This window comes from Streptomyces sp. NPDC107538 (assembly GCF_055657445.1).
Genome location: NZ_JBVKAY010000004.1, coordinates 401703 through 420318 on the forward strand (window position 1 = coordinate 401703; position 18616 = coordinate 420318).

The following is an 18616-nucleotide window of genomic DNA, read 5'->3' on the forward strand; positions in this document are numbered from 1 at the left end:
TACCGTCAGAAAGCCTGACCTACCGTCAGAAAGCGCACCCTGGCTCGGAGTTCAGCGGCGCCGCTGCCACCAGCGGGTGAGGATCTCGGCCTTCAGGTCGAACTCCTTGTCGAGGAAGGACGTCGGGGTGTGCAGCGTGGTGCGGCGGCCGTCCGTGGTGTGCACGGTGATCTGACGTACGCCGAGGACGCGCCGGACTTCGAGGCGCCGGACGGCGGTCCAGGGAATCCGCCGGCTCCGGACGCCGCGTACCACGAGGGCGTCCTCGGTCAGGGTCAGCTCGTCCCGGCGCCGCAGGACCGCGACGACCACGGTGGCCGTCAACACCCCCGAGAGGCACTGCCGCAGCGTGTCGGGGCTCATCGGGTCGGAGGCCAGGGCGAGGCCCGCGTACAGCAGCGCGGTGCCGGCCAGGAAGCCCAGCAGGACGGGCAGGACGGATTGGAGCCGGCCCGACTTGTAGGTGAGCGTCTCGTGTTCTTCGGCGTCGGCGTCGGCGTGGGCATCGGCATCGGCATCGGTGGGCGCGGGCCGGGGCCTGAGTCTGAAAGGCATGGTGGCGTTCCCGTGGGTCAGGGTGCGGGGACGGGGAGGGCGTCCGTGTAGCCGTTGGAGGGGCGGGTGATCTTTTTGAGGCCGCGGGCGTCGAGGGCGGCCTCGGCGGAGGTCGTGCCGAGGGTGCCGGCGGGGTGCCAGGTGCCGGTGAGGGTGACCCAGGTGTCGGCGGGCGGGGGCGGGGTGCCGTGGACACGTACCTTCACGAACTGGGCGTCCGCGGCGCAGCAGCTGAAGATGACGCGGGTCAGGTACCAGCCGGCGGTTCCGTCGTCGCCGGAGGTCTTCTTGTCGGGGGTGACGAAGCCGGTCAGCTGGACGAGGCGGCCGTCGATGGCCCGGTCGCGGTCCTGCTGCACGCGGCGGGTGAAGTCGGTGAGCGTCATCGGGAGGGGTGAGGTCGCCGGCAGGGGGTCGAAGTCGTCCTGGTCGGTGACCGTCACCGCCTTGGGGGCCTCGCGGGAGGCGGTGTACGCGCCGATGGCCGGCGGGGCGTAGAAGAGCAGGCTCAGGGCGGGGAGGAGCAGCAGCCAGGCGACTCGGGGCGGGGTGGAGTGGTCGTGGCCGTGGACGTCGGTGGCGCCGGGGGCGTCGTCGTGACGGTCGTCGCCGTCCCGCTCGTCGGTCCCGTCGCGTCCCGGTCTCCAGAGGGACCATGCCTCCGCCGTGCCCAGGGCCAGCAGCAGGACGCCCGAGGCGATGAGGAGGGGGTGCATGCCCTCCTTGACGTAGCGCAGGTAGTGGTCGGTGAGGACGGTGGCGTGCAGCAGGCCGAGGCCGCTGAGGAGGAGCAGGAGCGCCTGGAGGGGGCGTTTCACAGGAGTACGGCTCCGATCAGGACGCTGCACAGGATCGCGACGACGACCGTCGCGGCGGAGAAGCGGACCGCGAAGGCCCGGCCGAAGGTGCCCGTCTGCAGGGCGATCAGCTTCAGGTCGACCATCGGGCCGACCACCATGAAGGTCAACCGCGCGGTGGGTGAGAAGCCGGTGAGGGACGCGGCGACGAAGGCGTCCGCCTCGGAGCAGACCGACAGGAGGATGGCGAGCGCGGCGAGGAACAGGACCGACAGCCAGGGCGAGTCGGCGAAGGTGTCGAGCACGGTGCGCGGGACGAGGACGTTGAAGGTGGCCGCGGCCATCGCGCCGACGACGAGGAAGCCGCCCGCGTGCAGGAAGTCGTGCTGGAAGCCGGTGCGGAACTCGTTCCAGCGGCTCCCCCCGGGGCGGTGTCCCGTGTGCCGGGCGACCGGCTTGAGCCATTCCGCGCGGCCCAGCCAGAGCCAGAGCCAGCCCATCGCCGCGGCGGTGACGAGGGAGGCGAGCAGCCGGGCCAGCACCATGGCGGGGCTGCCGGGGAAGGCGATGGCCGTGGCGGTCAGCACGATCGGGTTGATGGCGGGGGCGGAGAGCAGGAACGCGAAGGCGGCGGCCGGGTTGACGCCCCGGCGGATCAGACTGTGCGCGACCGGTACCGACGCGCACTCGCAGCCCGGCAGGACGACCCCGGCGGCACCGGCGACCGGGACCGCGAGCGCGGGCCTGCGGGGCAGGACCCGGGTGAACACCCGGGCCGGCACGAACGCGTTGATGGCACCCGAGAGGGCCGTGCCGAGCAGCAGGAACGGCAGCGCCTGCACGGTGATGGAGAGACAGACGGTCCGCCACGCCTGAACGGCCGGTTCCTCCATCCACCGCCCGACCGCGAACAGCACGACACCGGGGACGACGGCCGCGCCGAGCAGCAGCAGGGGCCAGTGCCGGGGCCAGCTGTGGTCGGGGGTGGCGTCCGCGTCGGGGTCGGGGTCGGGGTCGGGGTCGCCGTCGGGGGCGCGGTGTTCGCCGTGGGCGGCTTCGCCGAGGGAGGCTTCGCGGCGGGAGGCTTTGTGGACCACCACGGCCAGCTCCGGCTCCGCCGCCGCCCTCTCCGGCTGCTCCCCCGCTCTCTCGGGCTCCGCCGCCGTCTCCTCCGACTCGGCCGTCACCGCCCCGTCGGCCGGTTCATCTGTCTTCTGCATGCCAACTCCGAATATCCGGATGATCGGATCGAACATAGCGGTCGCTCCGGGCGGACGTTTCAGGCCCCGTCTCAGGCCCCGTCTCAGACCCCGTCCAGTAGGGAGGCGAGGCCGTCATCGAGGGCCGGTTCCAGGTCCTCGCCGCCGAGCGCGACGACGGCGTACGAGCGGCGCAGGAAGCGGCGGAGCGAGGGCGTGTCGAAGCGGATCATGGCCATGCCGTGCGGGGAGTGGAGTTCCACGACGGTGTGGGACGGGCCGCAGGGCCACAGGTGTACGTCGCCGATGCCGGCCGGGGCGGCCAGTCCCTCCGCCAGCAGGGTACGGGCGAACGTCCAGGTCACCTCCGCGTCGTCGGTGGAGGCGCCGGCCGGGAAGTCGATGTGCACGGCCAAGGGGTCGGCGGGGGTGTAGCGCAGGGTGGTGCGTACCGGGATCTCCTCGTAGTCGGGGGTGATGAGGCGGGCGCGGGCGCGTTGTTCGAGAGCGGGGGGCGTGGGCCGGGTGGGCTGCGCGGGGTGCATGAGCGGTCTCCAGTTCGGGCACTTCAGGTACTTCGGGCGCGTGAGCTGCCGCAGCCACGTGAGTTGCTTCGGCTGCTTGAGCTGCTTCGGGTGCTTGAGCTGCTTCGGGCGCTTCGACTTCTTCATGGGGTTCGGGCTCTTCGGATGCTCGGATGTTGCGGGTTCATGTGTGCGTCGGATGTTTCTTCGGTCGACCTCTTCGGACGACCCACCCCCTCGACCGCGCCAAGACCCCCTGTATTACGCCGTTTTCGAAGTCACCCGCTGTGACACGCATCACTTTGTGTGATTACTTGAGATTTTTGTCATCTCGACATACAAAATCGTCCTCATCCCATCAGCAGGCAACTGGAGAGCGTTCCCGCCATGACCGACGGCCTGTCCGGGTCCGCGACCGCCGCGTACACCCGGATCTACGAGGAACAGCACCCGCGCCTGGTCGCGTACGCGCGCTCCCTCACCCGGAACTCCTGGACCGCCGAGGACCTCGTCGCCGAGGCTCACTTCCGCGTGTGGCGGCGGCTGTCCGGGGGGCACGAGATCGACAACGTACCGGCGTACCTGATGACGACGGTGCGGCATCTCGCGACGACGGTGGGCACCACGGCCACGCGGGAGACGCCGTTGGATCCGACCGCTCCCGAGCGGGTCGAGGCCGACGTCCGGGTGGTCGGCCCCCGGTCGGCCGACGCCGCCGACCCGGCCGAACAGGTCTCCTCCGTCGATCTGTTGGTCCGGGTACTGGGCCAGCTGCCCGAACGGTGGGTCCAGGCGCTGTGGCTGGCCGAGGCGGAGGGGGAGCCGCTGGAGACGGTCGGACAGCGCATCGGGGCCAAGCAGGGCGCGACGGCGGTGCTGTTGCACCGGGCGCGTGAGGGGATGCGCCAGGCGTTTCTGCGCGAGCAGCCCGGTGCGCCGATCGATCCGGCGTGCCAGGTGCGTTGGGGGCGCATGCCGGCGTATGTGCGCGGTACGGCGACCTCGCGTCAGTCCGAGCAGTTGCTCAGCCATGTGGACGCGTGCGACGACTGCCGGGCACGGCTCGCGGTGCTGATGCGTACGAACGACCGGCTGCCCGCGCTCGTCGGGCCGGCGCTGCTGGTGTTCGTGGTGGGTGGCGGCGGGGGGAAGCTGCTGCTCTCCCTCACGGCGGGCTCCGCGGGTACGGCTGCGGCGCTTGGTGGGGTGGGGGGTGCCGGGGCCGTAGGTGGTGCCGGTGGTGTGGGTGGTGCGGGTGGTGCGGGTGGTGCCGGGGGGCAACTGCTGCATGCGGTGCGGCAGGCCGTGGGGGGTGGGGCGGGTGGGGTGAAGGTGCCCGCCGTCGCCGCGGTCGGGGCGGCCGCGGCTGCCGCCGCCGTCGTGGCCGGGATCGTGCTCGGGCCGCTCGACTCCGGTGCGGTGCCCGCGCGGCGGGAGCCGGTCGCCCAGGCGCCGGGGCCGCGGGCGCCCGAGGCGCGGTCGCCCGAGGTCGTGGAGCGGCGGAGTGCGGTGACGGATGCGGTGGTTTCGCCTCGGGGGGTGGGGCGTTCGGTGGGGGACGACGTGGTGGGGGTTCGGGTGGGGGACGACGGTGGTGGGGGTACGGGGGGTTCCGGGGGCGGGGGCGGTCGTGACGCGGGGGCGCGGCAGCCGGGGGTGACTGTGCCTGCGGGGCCGGGGGTTGAGGGGCCTTCGGTGGAGGAGCCGGAGGTGGAGGGGCCTTCGGTGGAGGGGCCGGAGGTGGAGGGGCCTTCGGCTGAGGAACCCGGGGGTGTGGAGCCGGGGGGTGAGGAGCCTGGGGGTGGTTATCCGGGGGTGGAGGAGCCAGGGGGTGAGGGGCCGCATGGTGAGGAGCCGGGGGTTGAGGGGCCCGGTTCTGGGGAGCCGTCTGTTCCTGTGGTGGAGGGGCCTGTAGAGGTGCCGCCGGTGGGGGAACCTCCGGTGGTGGAACCTCCGGTGGTGGAGCCGCCTGTAGAGGAGCCGCCTGTGGTGGAACCTCCGGTGGAGGAGCCGCCTGTGGTGGAGCCCCCTGTGGAAGAGCCGCCGGTGGTGGAGAGTCCTGTGGAGGTTCCGCCTGTTGAGGAGGCTCCGGGCGAAGAGACTCCCGTCGAAGAGACTCCCGTCGAAGAGACACCCGTCGAAGAGACACCGGTCGAGGAGACTCCCGTCGAGGAGGCTCCTGTTGAGGTGCCGCCCGTTGAGGAAGTTCCTGGGGGTGAAGTGTCGGTTCCGCCGGAGGTTGTTGAGCCTGGGGCGGAGGTGCCTGTTCCCGGGGGCGACTGCTGACTTCCGGGTTGGGGTGGCGGGCCCATGGTTTTCTCGCCCCCGCCGCCCCTACCCGTCCCATCCCCAGGGGCTGCGCCCCTTCGACCCCCTTTGCGACGGGTGGTTCGGGGTGGGTGGGCACGTGCGGGTTCGGTGGGGGCTGGTCGCGCAGTTCCCCGCGCCCCTTACGGGGCGCAGGCCCCTTTTTCAGGGGCGCGAGGAACTGCGCGAGAAACCCCTACCGAACCGTCGCCGGTCGCCAGGCCCGCAGGGCCTGCGCTTTCAGGGGCGCGGGGAACTGCGCGAGAAGCCCCACCGGGCCCGCACCCGCCCACCGGAGCGTCGCTGGCCAGGCCCGGAGGGCCTGGGTTTTAGGGGCGCGGGGAACTGCGCGAGAAGGCCCACCGGACCCGCACCCGGCGACGTACGCGCCACGCCCCCCTTACCCCCCGTACGGCCGGCGCCGTTTCGCATCGCGGAGGGACTGGGCCCACCAGGAGAGTTGGTTCAGCATCAGACGCGCGGCGGAGTCGGCCGCGGCCGGCTCCTTGAGGTGGCCGGAGTCGTCGAACGCGGCGTGGGCGTTGTGGAAGGAGACCGTGTCGCGGACGGTGGTGGCGTGCAGCTCGGCGAACACCTGCCGGAGATGCTCCGCCGCACGCAGCCCTCCCGACATGCCACCGTAGGAGACGAGCGCGACCGGCTTGGCACGCCATTCGTGGAAGTGCCAGTCGACGAGGTTCTTGAGGCCCGCGGGATACGAGTGGTTGTACTCGGGGGTCAGCACGATGAACGCCTCGGCCGCCGCCAGCCTCGGCGTGATCTCGGCCAGCCGCGCCGTGGCCTCGGGCGTCGGCGCGAACGTCGTCGGCAGGTCAGCCTCCGCGACATCCACCACGTCGACCTCGAAACCGTCGTGCTCCCGCACCCGGCCCAACAACCACTCGGCGATCACCGAGCCGAAACGGCCCGTGCGATTGCTCCCGATGACCAGCGTCACCCGCACCGGGGCGTCGACCTGGGCGGGTGCTTCGGTGGTGGCAAGAGTGTGCGTGTCGGTCTTCATGCCCACCACCCTCGTACCTCGACTTTGCTTGAGGTCAAGCGGTCAGCCGGACACCGGCCCCCATCTCCCCCGCCCCCGGTACCCATCACCCGTTCACACCCCTGCCGTCCGACCATCGCGTTCCTCGTCCCCGTCGCACCCACCCCAACCCCGTGACCTGCCCAAACGTCTCCCTCATCCGCACACGTCCCCCGTCCCCGGCACCTTCCCACCACCCTTCTGACGGTTCATCAGCAAGCGCTCGGGCCGTTCAGCCACTTACCTCGGAAGGGAACGGAGGACTCTCGGAGGAGGCAGCACGATGCGACGTACCGCCCGGCCGCTGACCGCAATCGCCCTCGCCCTCACTCTCGCGGCCTTCGCCGCCGCCCCCGCGTACGGCGGTGCGAGCACCGGGCGGCTCGACCTGTCCCCCACCGGTGTCGTCCCCGGCGACGAGGTCACCGTCCGCACAGCCGCCTGCGGCGCGGGCGGTACGGCGACGGGGGACGCCAGCGCGGTCGGCGCCGGCTCCTTCGCCCTCGCCCCCGGCGACGGGGAGGAGCGGCTCGACGGGCGGTTCGAGGTACCGCCGAGCGCGCAACCGGGGACGTACGAGATCGTCGCGACCTGCGCGAACGATGGCCGTCGGGTCACCGGCGACCTGGTGGTCTCGCTCACCGGCACGCGGACCGCGCCGCCGGCGTATCCGAGGGGAAGCGTGAAGACGGGGGTCGGTGGCGCACTCGGTCCCGACCCCGTGCAGACCGCGGCGGGTGTGGCGGCGCTGGCCGTCGCCGCCGCGGGCGGTACCTGGCTCCTGCATCGCCGGGCGAGAGGCGACGGGATCTGACGGACACCCTCCGCCGTCCGTCCGCCGGTACCGCCGTCCCCCCTCCCCTCCGGGCCCGACGCCCCTCGCGGCCCGGAGGGGAGGAACAGGCAAAGGGAGGTTCTCGTGCGTCGGGTCGCCAACTCCGTCATAGCCGGGGTCACCGCCGTGGCCCTCTGTTCCGGCGTGTGGCTGCTGCACAGCGGCACCGCGTCGCACGCACCGCCGCAGCCGTCGGCCGCGCAGGCCCATGTTCCGCCGGGCCCCGCGAATCCGGCCGCCCCGGCGAACCCGTCCGGCCCGGCGGCCCCCGGCGCGGCCGCCGCCGTGCCGTTGCCGCCCTCGCCGCCCGACCGCATCCGGATCCCTTCCATCCGTGTGGACGCGCCGCTGACGGGGCTGGGGCTCACGTCTGCCGGGAGCCTCGACGTGCCGCCCGCCGAGAAGGAGAATCTCGCGGGCTGGTACGAGGCCGGCACCACCCCGGGTGAGCGGGGCACCTCGATCGTCGCGGGGCATGTGGACAACGCCGACGGGCCGGCCGTCTTCTTCCGCCTCGGCGCGCTGCGGCGGGGCGACACCGTCGAGGTGGACCGGCGGGACGGCGGGACCGCGGTGTTCACGGTGGACGCGGTGGAGGTGTACGACGCCCGGGACTTCCCCGACGCGAAGGTGTACGGGGCGGCGGCGCGACCGGAGTTGCGGATCATCACCTGCGGCGGCGGCTACTCCCGGGCGACCGGCTACCAGGGCAACGTGGTCGTCTTCGCCCACCTCACGGACAGCCGCCCCGCCTGATCACCGCTCCCCGCTGGACGCCCCCCTTCACGCCACCCACTGCTCGTACCCCATCTTCGCCACCAACGTGAACACCACCGTCAGCAGGACCACCCGGACGAACCCGCTGCCCTTCTTGAGGGCCGTACGCGCCCCCACCGTGCCGCCGACGAGGTTGAAGACCGCCATCAGGGCCGCCAACTGCCAGTACACCGTGCCCTTCCAGGCGAACGTCGCGAGCGCGCCCGCGTTGGTGCAGCAGTTGACGATCTTCGCGGTGGCGGAGGCGGTAACCAGGTCGAGGTGGAGGACGGCGGTGAGGGCGAGGACGAGGAACGTACCGGTGCCGGGGCCGACGAGACCGTCGTAGAAGCCGATGCCGACGCCCGCGAGACCGATCGCGGCGAGCACCCGGCGGGCGGAGACCGGACCGGTGGCGGGGGCCGTCGTGCCGAAGGAGGGGCGCAGGATCACGAAGGCGCCCACGGCGACGAGCACCACCATGACCACCGGCTTCAGGATCTCGGTGCTCATACCGGCGGCCACGAACGCGCCGGCCGTCGAGCCCGCCAGCGCCGCCAGGCCGATCCGTACGGCGATCTTCACGTCGACCGGGGTGCGGCGGGCGTAGGTCACCGCCGCGCCCGTCGTGCCGACGATGGCGACCGCCTTGTTGGTGCCGAGCGCGTACTGCGCGGCCGAGGCGCCGTTCGGCAGGCCCAGGAGGAGGGTGGGGAGGAGCAGGAGCCCGCCGCCGCCCACCACGGCGTCGATCCAGCCGGCGGCGAGCGCGGCGAGGCAGAGGACGACGACCATGGTCAGCGATATGTCGGGCACGAGCGCGACCCTATGCGGCCGGATAGGTGTGCCGTCCATCGACCTGAGGATCTTCTGAGGTTCGGGTCCGCGCCCGCGTGCCGCCACCCCCGGCACGCCCTCCGCATACGCCCGCGCGCCCTCCAAATAGCCCCGCCCGCCCTCCGTATACGCCCGCATGACCGCCGTATCGGCAGGTCAGCAGCGTGATCGGGGCCGTCCTCACACCCCACCCGGCTCTTCCGGAAACCCCTCACACCCCGGTCGGGGCCGCGGGGAGGGCAGCGTTCCTCGTGGGAAACAGACGCGATGCGGTCGGGTAACACCGGCACCGCACGCTCAAGGGCATGACCTCGAATGAGCGTGTGGTGGTGATCGGCTCCGGCCTCGCGGGCGTACGTCTGGCCCGGCGGCTCGGCGAGCTGGGCATGCCCGCCACGCTGGTGGGCGAGGAGGAGCACACACCGTACAACCGGGTGCTGCTCGCCGAAGTCCTCGCCGGACGGTACGCGCCGGAGGTCATCGCGTTGCCCGCCCCCGCCGAGCCGACCCGGCTGACGCGCGGCCGGGTGGTCCGGATCGACCGCGAGATGCGAGCCGTACATCTCGCGGACGGTACGGAGATCGCGTACGACAAGCTGGTCCTCGCGACCGGATCCAACCCGGTGCTGCCGCCGCTGCGCGGTCTGTGGGACCCGGAGCGGCACGAGTTCCCCGACGGGGTGCACGCCTTCCGGACCATGGACGACTGCCTGCGGCTGTCCGAGGCCGTACGGCCGGGGGCGCGGGCCGTCGTCATCGGGGGCGGGCTCCTCGGGGTCTCCGCCTCCCGCGCGCTCGCCCTGCGCGGCGCGCAGGTGGTCCTCGCCCAGCAGGGCGAGCGGCTGATGGAACGTCAACTGGACCCGTCCGCCTCGAAGTTGGTCCGCCGGCATCTCACCGACCTCGGCGTCGAGGTGCACACGGAGACCCGGGTACGGGCCGTGCGCAGCGTCGGCGGGACCGTGCGGTCGGTGTCGATGGCGGACGGGTACGCGCTCGACGCGGATCTCGTGGTCATCGCCTGCGGGGTCCACCCCCGGGCCGGTCTCGCCCAGGAGGCGGGGCTCGCGGTGCACAAGGGCGTCATCGTCGACGAGGAGCTGCGCACCTCCGACCCGCACATCCACGCGATCGGCGACTGCGCCCAGTTCGAGGGCACGGTGTACGGGCTCGCCACCCCCGCGCTCGAACAGGCCGATGTCCTGGCCGAGTTGCTCGCGGGAGACGTGAACTCCCGCTACTCCGGCACCCGCGCCCTGACCCGGCTGACGCTCGCCGGTGCGGACTTCCTCGACCTCGCCGCGTTCGGCGAGCCCGAGCCGCTGCCCGGTGACGACGTCATCCAGCTGGCCGACGCCACGCGCGGCACCTACCGCAAGGTCGTCGTCCGCGACGACCGCCTGGTCGGCGGAGTGCTCGTCGGCGAACTCGGCACCGTCGGCGCGCTCGCCCGCGCCTGGGAGGGAGCCGAGCCGCTCCCCGCGAACGGCGCCCCCCTGCTCCACCTGCTCACCAACGATGGAGGCTCCTGAATGTCCGCCACCCTGGGGGCCACCCCCACGATCGTGCTCGTCGGCCACGGCATGGTCGGCCAGCGCTTCCTCGAAGCGCTCGCCGAGCGCGGCCTGACCGCCACGCACCGCGTGGTCGTGCTCTGTGAGGAGCCCCGCCCGGCGTACGACCGCGTGGCGCTCACCTCGTACTTCGCGGGCAAGACGCCCGAGGACCTGTCGATGACCGACATGGAGTTCATCGAGACGCACGGCATCGAGCTGTTCGTCGGCGACCCGGCCGAGACGGTCGACCGTGAGGCGAAGAAGGTCACGGCCCGCTCCGGGCAGGTCTTCGAGTACGACATCCTCGTCCTCGCCACCGGCTCGTTCCCCTTCGTGCCGCCGGTCCCCAACAAGGACGCCACGGGCTGCTTCGTCTACCGCACGATCGAGGACCTGCTCGCGATCGAGGAGTACGCGAAGACGGCCGAGACCGGTGCCGTGGTCGGCGGCGGTCTGCTGGGACTGGAGGCGGCGGGTGCGCTGAAGGGCCTCGGACTCACCTCGCACATCGTGGAGTTCGCGCCCCGGCTGATGCCGGTGCAGGTGGACGACGGCGGTGGCGCCGCGCTGCTGCGGACCATCGAGGACATGGGTCTGAGCGTGCACACGGGTGTCGGCACCCAGGAGATCGTGGTCGACGAGGCCGGTGCCGTCACCGGGATGAAGCTGTCCGACGGCTCCGAACTCGCCACCGACCTGGTCGTGTTCAGCGCCGGTGTCCGCCCCCGCGACCAGCTCGCCCGCGACTGCGGTCTGACGGTCGGCGAGCGCGGCGGCATCAGCGTCGACGAGCAGTGCCGGACCGTCAACGACCCGCATGTCTTCGCCATCGGCGAGTGCGCGCTCGCCTCCGACGGCCGGGTGTACGGCCTGGTGGCCCCCGGCTACGAGCAGGCCGAGACGGCCGCCGCGACGATCGCCGCCGACGAGGCCGCGTTCACCGGCGCCGACCTGTCCACCAAGCTCAAGCTGCTCGGCGTGGACGTCGCCTCCTTCGGTGACGCGCACGGCGCGACCGCCGACTGCCTGGACGTCGTGTACTCCGACTCCCGCTCGGGCGTCTACAAGAAGCTGGTCATCGGCCGGGGCGGCGAGCTGCTCGGCGGCATCCTGGTCGGCGACGCGGAGGCGTACGGCACGCTGAAGGCCTTCACCGGGTCGGTCCCGCCCGTCTCCCCCGAGTCGCTGGTCCTCCCGGCGGGCTCCGGCGGCGGCGCCCAGCTCGGCCCGTCCGCGCTGCCGGACGACGCGATCATCTGCTCCTGCCACAACGTGTCCAAGGGCGCGATCCGCGGCGCGGTGACGGAGCACTCCTGCACCACCGTGCCCGAGGTCAAGAAGTGCACCAAGGCCGGTACGGGCTGCGGCAGTTGCGTCAAGGTCCTCGGCCAGCTGGTCACCGCCGAGCTGGAGGCCGGCGGTGTGGTCGTCGACAAGGGCCTGTGCGGCTGCTTCGGGCAGACCCGCGAGGAGCTGTACGAGATCGTCCTCGCCCTGCGCATCAACACCTACCAGGATCTGCTGGACCGTTACGGCCGCGACGGGGCCAAGGGCGGCGACGGCTGCGAGATCTGCAAGCCGGCGGTCGGCTCGATCATCGCCTCCCTCGCCCCGACCATCGGCGCGAGCGGCTATGTCCTGGAGGGCGAGCAGGCGTCGTTGCAGGACAGCAACGACCACTTCCTCGCCAACCTCCAGAAGAACGGCTCGTACTCCGTCGTCCCGCGCATCCCCGGCGGTGAGATCACCCCCGAGGGCCTGATCGTGATCGGGGAGATCGCCCGCGACTTCGGTCTCTACACGAAGATCACGGGTGGCCAGCGGATCGACATGTTCGGCGCCCGCGTCGAACAACTCCCGCTGATCTGGACCCGGTTGGTGGACGCCGGCTTCGAGTCCGGCCACGCCTACGGCAAGTCGCTGCGCACGGTGAAGTCCTGCGTCGGGCAGACCTGGTGCCGCTACGGCGTCCAGGACTCGGTCCGCATGGCGATCGATCTGGAGCTGCGCTACCGGGGGCTCAGGTCCCCGCACAAGCTGAAGTCGGCGGTCTCCGGGTGCGCCCGCGAGTGCGCCGAGGCCCAGTCGAAGGACTTCGGCATCATCGCCACGTCGAACGGCTGGAACCTCTACGTCGGCGGGAACGGCGGCGCCACCCCGCGCCACGCGGACCTCCTCGCCCAGGACCTCGACGACACCGAACTGATCAAGCTCATCGACCGGTTCCTGATGTTCTACATCCGCACCGCCGACCGCCTGGAGCGCACCTCGACCTGGCTGGAGCGCATCCCCGGCGGCCTGGACCACGTCCGCGACGTGGTCGTGGAGGACTCCCTCGGTATCTGCGAGGAGCTGGAGTCCCTGATGACGGACCACGTCGCGCACTACGCCGACGAGTGGGCCTCCACCATCAACGACCCCGAGAAGCTCGCCCGGTTCGTGTCCTTCGTCAACGCCCCCGACACCCCGGACCCGGTTGTCGGCTTCGTCCCCGAGCGCGAGCAGATCAAGCCCGACCTGCCGCTGCTGTCCATCGGTCTGCGGCCCGCCGCGGCCGAAGAAGTCCTGGAAGGAAGCGCCCAGCGATGACCCTCGCTCCCGAGAAGACCGATGTGAAGGTCCAACTGCGGCTGGCGGACGGCTGGTTCACGGTCTGCGACCTGACCCTGCTGATCCCCGGCCGCGGCGTGGCCGCCCTCCTGCCCGACGGCGAGCAGGCCGCGCTGTTCCTCGACCGCGCGGGCAAGCTGTACGCCATCGACAACCGCGACCCCTTCGGCGGCGCCGCCGTCCTCTCCCGCGGCCTCACCGGCAGCCACCAGGGCCGCCCGTTCGTGGCCTCCCCCCTCCTGAAGCAGCGCTTCGACCTGGAGAGCGGGCAGTGCCTGGACGACGAGACGGTACGGATCACGGCGTACGAGGTGCGGGCGGCGTAGCCCCTGGCGGGTGACCGTGCCCTGGCGGGTCACCGACCCCTGGCGGGTGACCGTGCCCGCCCGTCACACCCGTTACGCCCGTTACGCCTTCAACTCCGAGCATCTGACACCGGTCAGGTGCTCGGAGGCGTTCCACAGGCGTTCGCTCGCCCGGTCGTCGAGGGTCCACGGGGCCCGGGGCGACGGACGCGGGGCGCCCCACATCCCGAAGGCCGGGCCGGTGAAGGAGTCGGGGCGTACGGCGGGGGCCGTCGCCGCGTACAGGGTGGGCAGGGCGCCCCCCTCGGCGGACTGGGCGAAGACGCTGTTGCCGACGCGCATGAAGCGTTCGACGCCCTTGCGGCCCTCGGCGGTGGGGCCGGCCGTCTGGAGGTTGGTCGCCGCGTACCCGGGGTGCGCGGCGGCGGCCACGACCTCCGAGCCATGGCTGGACAGCCGCCGGGCCAGCTCGTGGGTGAAGAGCAGGTTGGCGGTCTTGGAGCGGCCGTAGGCGAGCCAACGGCCGTACTTCCGCTCGCTGTTGAGGTCGTCGATGTCGATGTTCGCCCGCAGGTGCATACCGCTGGAGACGGTCACGACGCGGGCGCCGGGGGTGCCGAGGAGCAGGGGCAGGAGCAGGCCGGTCAGTGCGAAGTGGCCGAGGTGGTTGATCCCGAACTGCTTCTCGAAGCCGTCGGCGGTGCGGCCCTCGGCCACGGCCATCACCCCCGCGTTGTTGACGAGCAGGTCCAGCCGGTCGCGCGCGCGGGCGTACGTCTGCGCGAAGTCCCGTACGGAGCGCAGGTCCCCCAGGTCGAGCCGGATCAACTCCACGCTGCCGTCCGGGACTTCGGTGCTCAGCCGCTCCAGCGCGGCGGCGCCCCGCTCCTCGCTGCGGCAGGCGAGGACGACGTGGGCGCCGCGGCGGGCCAGTTCCCGGGCGGTGACGTACCCGATGCCGCTGTTGGCACCGGTGACGAGGGCGGAGCGGCCACGTTGGTCGGGGATGTCGTGCGCGTTCCACTTGGCCATGGCGCCGCCTTCCCGGGGTGTCTCCTGGGCCGGTTTCAGCGTAGACCGGTGGGGGGTGTTGCGGGAGGTGTGTCGGCTGCGGGTCCGGTGGGGGCTGGTCGCGCAGTTCCCCGCGCCCCTGAAAAGCGGGGGCTGCGCCCCCTGCCTTTCAGGCACGCACGGCGCCGGTCGCCTTTCAGGCCTGCGGGGGCCGTGTCTTTCAGGGGCGCGGGGAACTGTGCGAGAAGCCCCACTCGTCCGCGGGTGGCATCGGACGGGTGTCGAGGTAGAACCACTCGGCGGTGGGCCCGGGGCCGGACGGTGGCTGTCCCATGCCGCCGACCGCCGCCGTCCCGACCGTCGCGTAGTCCCACACCTCCGTCGACGCCGGCCGCACATCCGCATCGACATCGACATCGACGTCGGCATCCGGTATCTGCTCAGCCGCCGCAGGCACCTTCGTCAGGTCCGGCATCAGAAGCTCCACCCGCAGTCCCAACCCCCGCTGCTGCGCCACGAACTCCTCGATCTGGCTGCGGCAGGCGTGGTCGAGGTGGGTCACGCCGAGCAGGTCGAGACGGATGCGCGGCTTGCCGGAGGCCGCCGCGTTCTCCAGCGCGTCGATCAGCTTCGGCAGCCGCAGGAACGTCGCGTTGCCCGCCATGACGACCTTCGCCGTGTCGTCCTCGATGTGCTGCCGGATGACGGTCTGCGACATCCGCAGCGCGGCCAGCACCACACCGGCCGCCAGCCCGAACAGCACCCCTTCGAGGAGCGCGGTCGCCGTGATGACCAGGGTCGTCAGCGTCATCACCGCGAACTCGCCCCGGTCCTGCCGCCACATCTTCGGGAACTGGTCCGGCGCGAACAGTTTCCACCCGCTGTGCACGAGGACACCCGCGAGCACCGAGATCGGGATCAGCGCCAGCACCTGCGGCAGCAGCAGCGCGAAGGCGAGCAGCCACAGGCCGTGCAGCGTACGGGAGAGGCGGGTCTTGGCCCCGGCCTGGACGTTGGCCGAGCTGCGCGCGACGACGGCGGTGATGGGCAGTGCGCCGAGGAGCCCGGCGATGGTGTTGCCCGCGCCCTGGGCGATCAGCTCGGTGTTGTAGCGGGTGCGCGGGCCGTTGTGCATCCGGTCCACGGCGGCGGCGGTGAACAGGCTCTCCGCCGAGGCGATGACCGTGAAGGTGAGGATCGCCGTGATGATCCCGGCACTGGCCAGCCCGGACAACTGCCCCGGCCCCGGCACGTCCACGGCCGCCAGCAGATTGCCGACCTGGAGCGTCTTCACCTCGACGCCCGGCAACGCGGCGACCGCGATCCCGATCCCGACGGCCACGAGCGCGGCCGGGACCTTCTTGACCGGCCCGGGCACCTCCTTCCACACGAAGCTCAGCACGATCGTGACGATGCCCAGCCCGGCGGCGATGAGCGCCTGCGGGTCGGTCACGGTGTCGGCGATCAGCCCGGGGACGCCGGCCATGTTCTCCAGGGGGGTGCCCGGCGCCTTGGAGTCGGACATCGGGTAGAGCTGGCTGAACATCAGCGGCAGGCCGATACCGGCCAGCATGCCCTGGACTACGGCGAGAGAGATCGCCTGGAACATCCGGCCGAGCTTCACCAGGCCCAGCACGATCTGGAGGATGCCGGAGAAGAGGACGATCACGCCGAGCATCGCGACGCCGAACTCCATGACCGTCTCCGCGACCAGCGCCGCGAGTCCGGCCGCCGGGCCGCTGACCTGGAGGGTGCTGCCGCGCACCGCGCCGACCACCAGGCCGCCGATCACCCCGGAGATGATGCCCAGTTCGGCCGGCACGCCGGAGGCAACGGCCACACCGATACAGAGCGGCAGGGCGACGAGGAAGACGACGAGGGAGGCGGTGATCTCGGTGCCGAAGTCGATACGGCCGGTACGGTCCTTGCCGCCGGTACGGCCGTCTCCGGGGGCACCCGGGCCGTCGGAGCCCTTGGGGGCGTAGGGGGAGTTGGGGGCGTAGGGGGGTGCGTCGGGTGCGAAGCCAGGCATGTCGGGGATGTCTGGGATGCCGAGGGTGTGGCGGGGGGCGTCGGCGGCGGGCCCCGGGGTGCCGTGCGTGGGTCGTCGTCCGTGGGCGCCGCTCATGAGCCGTGCACCTGGAAGCCGCCGTCCGCGTCCAGTTCGTGGATCTTGCCGGTGTCGATCTCGTAGTACCAGCCGTGCAACCGCAGCCGTCCGGCGTCGAGTTGCTGCCGGGCGACCGGGTACTCGCGGAGGACGGCGAGCTGGTTGCGGATGTTGAGCTGGACGACCTCGCGCAGGGCGGGATCCTCGGACGACGCGGTGTCCCGGGCGGTGCCCGTGTCCCCGAGGACCGGTTCGAGCGCGGGGCGGGCGTAGTCGAGCCAGGCGTCCACCCGGGGCAGGCCGGACAGGTCGGCGCCGTACTTCAGCGCCCCCATCGCGCCACAGTGGGAATGACCACACACCACGAGGTCCTGAACGCCGAGCACCTCCAGCGCGTACTCGATGGTGGCGGCCTCACCGGAGGCGGCCCCGTGCGCGTCGTGTGCGTCGTGCGGCGGCACGATGTTGCCCGCATTCCGTAGCTCGAATATCTCGCCGGGCCGCGCCCCGGTGATCAGGGCGGGAATCACCCGCGAGTCCGAGCAGGTAATGAACAGCGCCTCGGGAAATTGCCCGACGGCGAGTTTCCGGTATTCGTCGCTCTCGAAGTCGACCCGTCGCTTGAACGACCGGGCGCGATCCAGCAACGCCTTCATCGTGCCTCCCTGAACTGGTGACAACCCGTGCTGACCTGCTCTTACGACCGTAGAGGGGCGATGACCAGAGGAAGGTTAAGCGAACACTAAAACGCCGCCAGATTTTCCACAGATTTCAGCCAGGCCCACTTCACCGCAGGTCCAGCCGTCTCGGGGCGACCGAATACAAGCGGTTTCTGAGGGTCATTTCACAATGCTCCGGATTCCCTGCACGTTCTTGTTCGGCGTCTTGTAGCGTGGCGCCCCACAGCACGGGTCTCGTGTTGTCCCGACTTTCTGGAGAGACAGGCGGCCATGGGCGTACGAGTGCTGCTCATCGAGGACGACGAGACGATCGCCGAACCGCTCGCCGACGGGCTGCGGCACTTCGGCCTGACGGTCCACCATGTGGCCACCGGCACGGACGGGTTGAGAGGTCCGCACGGCGATGTCGTCCTGCTGGACCTCGGGCTGCCCGACATGGACGGCATCGACGTCTGCCGCGGCATCCGCCGGACCTCCGACGTCCCCATCATCATCCTCAGCGCGCGCGGCGAGGAGGCCGACCGCGTCCTGGGCCTCGAACTCGGCGCCGACGACTACCTGGCGAAACCGTTCAGCATCCGCGAACTGGTCGCCCGGATCAGGGCGGTGTCACGACGCCACCTGCGCCCGGGGACCGGCGGCGCCGGGTTCGGGGGCGGGGGCGAGGTGGTGGCCGGGGTCGTGGTGGCTGAGGCGGGGGTCGGGCGGACCGATGTCCACACCGGGGCCGGGAGCGGCTTCGCGATGGCCGGGGTCGGGGCCGGGGCCGGGAGGGCGGCTTACGACCAACGGGGGGCATCTGCGGAGGAGTTGGGGGTGCGGGGGCGGGGGCCGGCGATGGGGGCCGGTCCCGGTTTCGATGGCGGGGCCGGTGCCGGTGAGGGTTTCGATGGCGGGGGCGGTGCCGGTTTCGATGGCGGGGCTGGTGCCGGTGTAGGCGTTGGGGCCGGTGTCGGTGCGGGCCGCCGGGCCGGGGGTGGTTTCCGGGGTGGGAGCGACTTCACGGACACGCACGGCTTCGGCTCCGCCGGGAGTGATTTCGGGGCCGCCGGGAGTGATTTCGGGGCCGGGGGCTCACTCCGCGACGGAGACGCGGGGGCGGCGGCTGCGGGCTCGGGTGCCGGTGGGTACGTGAGTGCCGGTGAGTACGCGGGTGCCGGTGAGTACCTGGGTGCCGGTGAGTACGTGAGTGCCGGTGGATACGCGGGTGCCGGTGGGTATTCGGGAGCCGGTACGGGGGCGCGTGCCGGGACGGGGTCCAACGCCGGTGGGGATACGGGAGCCGCGACGGGTTCCAGTGCCGCTACAGGGTCCAGCGCCGGTACGGGTGCCAACGCCCGTAGGGAGTCCAGTGCCGGTACGGAGTCCAGCACTGGTACGGGTTCCAACGCCGGTACGGAGTCCAGTGCCGGTACGGGGGCGCGTGCGGGTCGGGGTCGAGCCCGGCTTGGGGGCGGGAGGCGCAGGAGCCGGGCCGTCTCCGACGCCGGAG

Annotated in this window: 15 protein-coding genes and 1 pseudogene; 7 read left to right on the forward strand and 9 right to left on the reverse strand. The window is 71.9% G+C overall.

The annotated features are described in order from the left end of the window. Positions 1-51 precede the first annotated feature (51 nt). Genes ACZ7MG_RS16280 through ACZ7MG_RS16295 form a run of 4 tightly spaced genes read right to left on the reverse strand, consistent with a single transcriptional unit; the run spans position 52 to position 3096 of the window. Positions 52-555, reverse strand: coding sequence for a hypothetical protein (locus tag ACZ7MG_RS16280; protein ID WP_471380106.1), 504 nt, complete (start codon positions 553-555; stop codon positions 52-54). A 17-nt stretch (positions 556-572) separates the two neighbouring features. Continuing rightward, entirely contained in the window at positions 573-1373 is an 801-nt protein-coding gene (locus ACZ7MG_RS16285; protein WP_471380105.1) for a TIGR03943 family putative permease subunit, read from the reverse strand. Further along, positions 1370-2608 carry a permease gene (locus ACZ7MG_RS16290; protein WP_471380103.1) on the reverse strand — a complete coding sequence of 413 codons (1239 nt, stop codon included), beginning with the start codon at positions 2606-2608 and terminating at the stop codon, positions 1370-1372. The genes ACZ7MG_RS16285 and ACZ7MG_RS16290 overlap by 4 nt, the downstream gene beginning before the upstream one ends. Before the next feature lie 47 nt (positions 2609-2655). Beyond that, positions 2656-3096 carry an SsgA family sporulation/cell division regulator gene (locus ACZ7MG_RS16295; RefSeq protein WP_471380556.1) on the reverse strand — a complete coding sequence of 147 codons (441 nt, stop codon included), beginning with the start codon at positions 3094-3096 and terminating at the stop codon, positions 2656-2658. Between the two features lie 366 nt (positions 3097-3462). Here ACZ7MG_RS16295 and ACZ7MG_RS16300 point away from each other — a divergent pair, with 366 nt between their 5' ends. Beyond that, entirely contained in the window at positions 3463-5361 is a 1899-nt protein-coding gene (locus ACZ7MG_RS16300; protein ID WP_471380102.1) for a sigma-70 family RNA polymerase sigma factor, read from the forward strand. 421 nt (positions 5362-5782) lie between these two features. Here the strand turns inward: ACZ7MG_RS16300 and ACZ7MG_RS16305 are convergent, their stop codons facing one another. Then, positions 5783-6406: an NADPH-dependent FMN reductase gene (locus ACZ7MG_RS16305; protein WP_471380101.1), complete on the reverse strand. Its 624-nt coding sequence runs from the start codon at positions 6404-6406 to the stop codon at positions 5783-5785. Between the two features lie 301 nt (positions 6407-6707). On the opposite strand from ACZ7MG_RS16305, the gene ACZ7MG_RS16310 reads away from it, so the two are divergent. Together ACZ7MG_RS16310 and ACZ7MG_RS16315 are read left to right on the forward strand one after the other, a co-directional pair. Next, positions 6708-7238: a hypothetical protein gene (locus ACZ7MG_RS16310; RefSeq protein ID WP_471380099.1), complete on the forward strand. Its 531-nt coding sequence runs from the start codon at positions 6708-6710 to the stop codon at positions 7236-7238. A 105-nt stretch (positions 7239-7343) separates the two neighbouring features. Continuing rightward, positions 7344-8015, forward strand: a complete 672-nt coding sequence (locus tag ACZ7MG_RS16315; RefSeq protein WP_471380097.1) for a class F sortase — start codon at positions 7344-7346, stop codon at positions 8013-8015. 27 nt (positions 8016-8042) lie between these two features. On the opposite strand, the gene ACZ7MG_RS16320 is transcribed toward ACZ7MG_RS16315, so the two are convergent. Next, entirely contained in the window at positions 8043-8831 is a 789-nt protein-coding gene (locus tag ACZ7MG_RS16320) for a sulfite exporter TauE/SafE family protein (protein WP_471380096.1), read from the reverse strand. A 326-nt stretch (positions 8832-9157) separates the two neighbouring features. Between ACZ7MG_RS16320 and ACZ7MG_RS16325 the strand changes: the two genes are divergently transcribed. Genes ACZ7MG_RS16325 through nirD form a run of 3 tightly spaced genes read left to right on the forward strand, consistent with a single transcriptional unit; the run spans position 9158 to position 13344 of the window. Then, entirely contained in the window at positions 9158-10384 is a 1227-nt protein-coding gene (locus ACZ7MG_RS16325; RefSeq protein WP_471380095.1) for an NAD(P)/FAD-dependent oxidoreductase, read from the forward strand. Continuing rightward, positions 10385-12997: a nitrite reductase large subunit NirB gene (gene nirB, locus ACZ7MG_RS16330; protein WP_471380094.1), complete on the forward strand. Its 2613-nt coding sequence runs from the start codon at positions 10385-10387 to the stop codon at positions 12995-12997. Then, a complete protein-coding gene (gene nirD, locus ACZ7MG_RS16335) occupies positions 12994-13344 on the forward strand; it encodes a nitrite reductase small subunit NirD (RefSeq protein ID WP_471380093.1) in 351 nt (116 codons plus the stop codon). Before nirB ends, nirD begins: the two co-directional genes overlap by 4 nt. A gap of 81 nt (positions 13345-13425) precedes the next feature. Here nirD and ACZ7MG_RS16340 read toward each other — a convergent pair whose 3' ends face one another. From ACZ7MG_RS16340 to ACZ7MG_RS16350, 3 genes are all read right to left on the reverse strand, one after another. Beyond that, entirely contained in the window at positions 13426-14355 is a 930-nt protein-coding gene (locus ACZ7MG_RS16340) for an oxidoreductase (protein ID WP_471380091.1), read from the reverse strand. A 199-nt stretch (positions 14356-14554) separates the two neighbouring features. Further along, positions 14555-16462: a SulP family inorganic anion transporter gene (locus ACZ7MG_RS16345; RefSeq protein WP_471380089.1), complete on the reverse strand. Its 1908-nt coding sequence runs from the start codon at positions 16460-16462 to the stop codon at positions 14555-14557. Then, positions 16459-17100 (reverse strand): carbonic anhydrase, encoded by a 642-nt coding sequence (locus ACZ7MG_RS16350; RefSeq protein ID WP_471380088.1) that lies wholly within the window; start codon positions 17098-17100, stop codon positions 16459-16461. Before ACZ7MG_RS16350 ends, ACZ7MG_RS16345 begins: the two co-directional genes overlap by 4 nt. Positions 17101-17394: 294 nt before the next feature. Here ACZ7MG_RS16350 and ACZ7MG_RS16355 point away from each other — a divergent pair. Next, a pseudogene (locus ACZ7MG_RS16355) lies at positions 17395-17766 on the forward strand (response regulator transcription factor); the annotation flags it as partial. Positions 17767-18616: the final 850 nt, after the last annotated feature.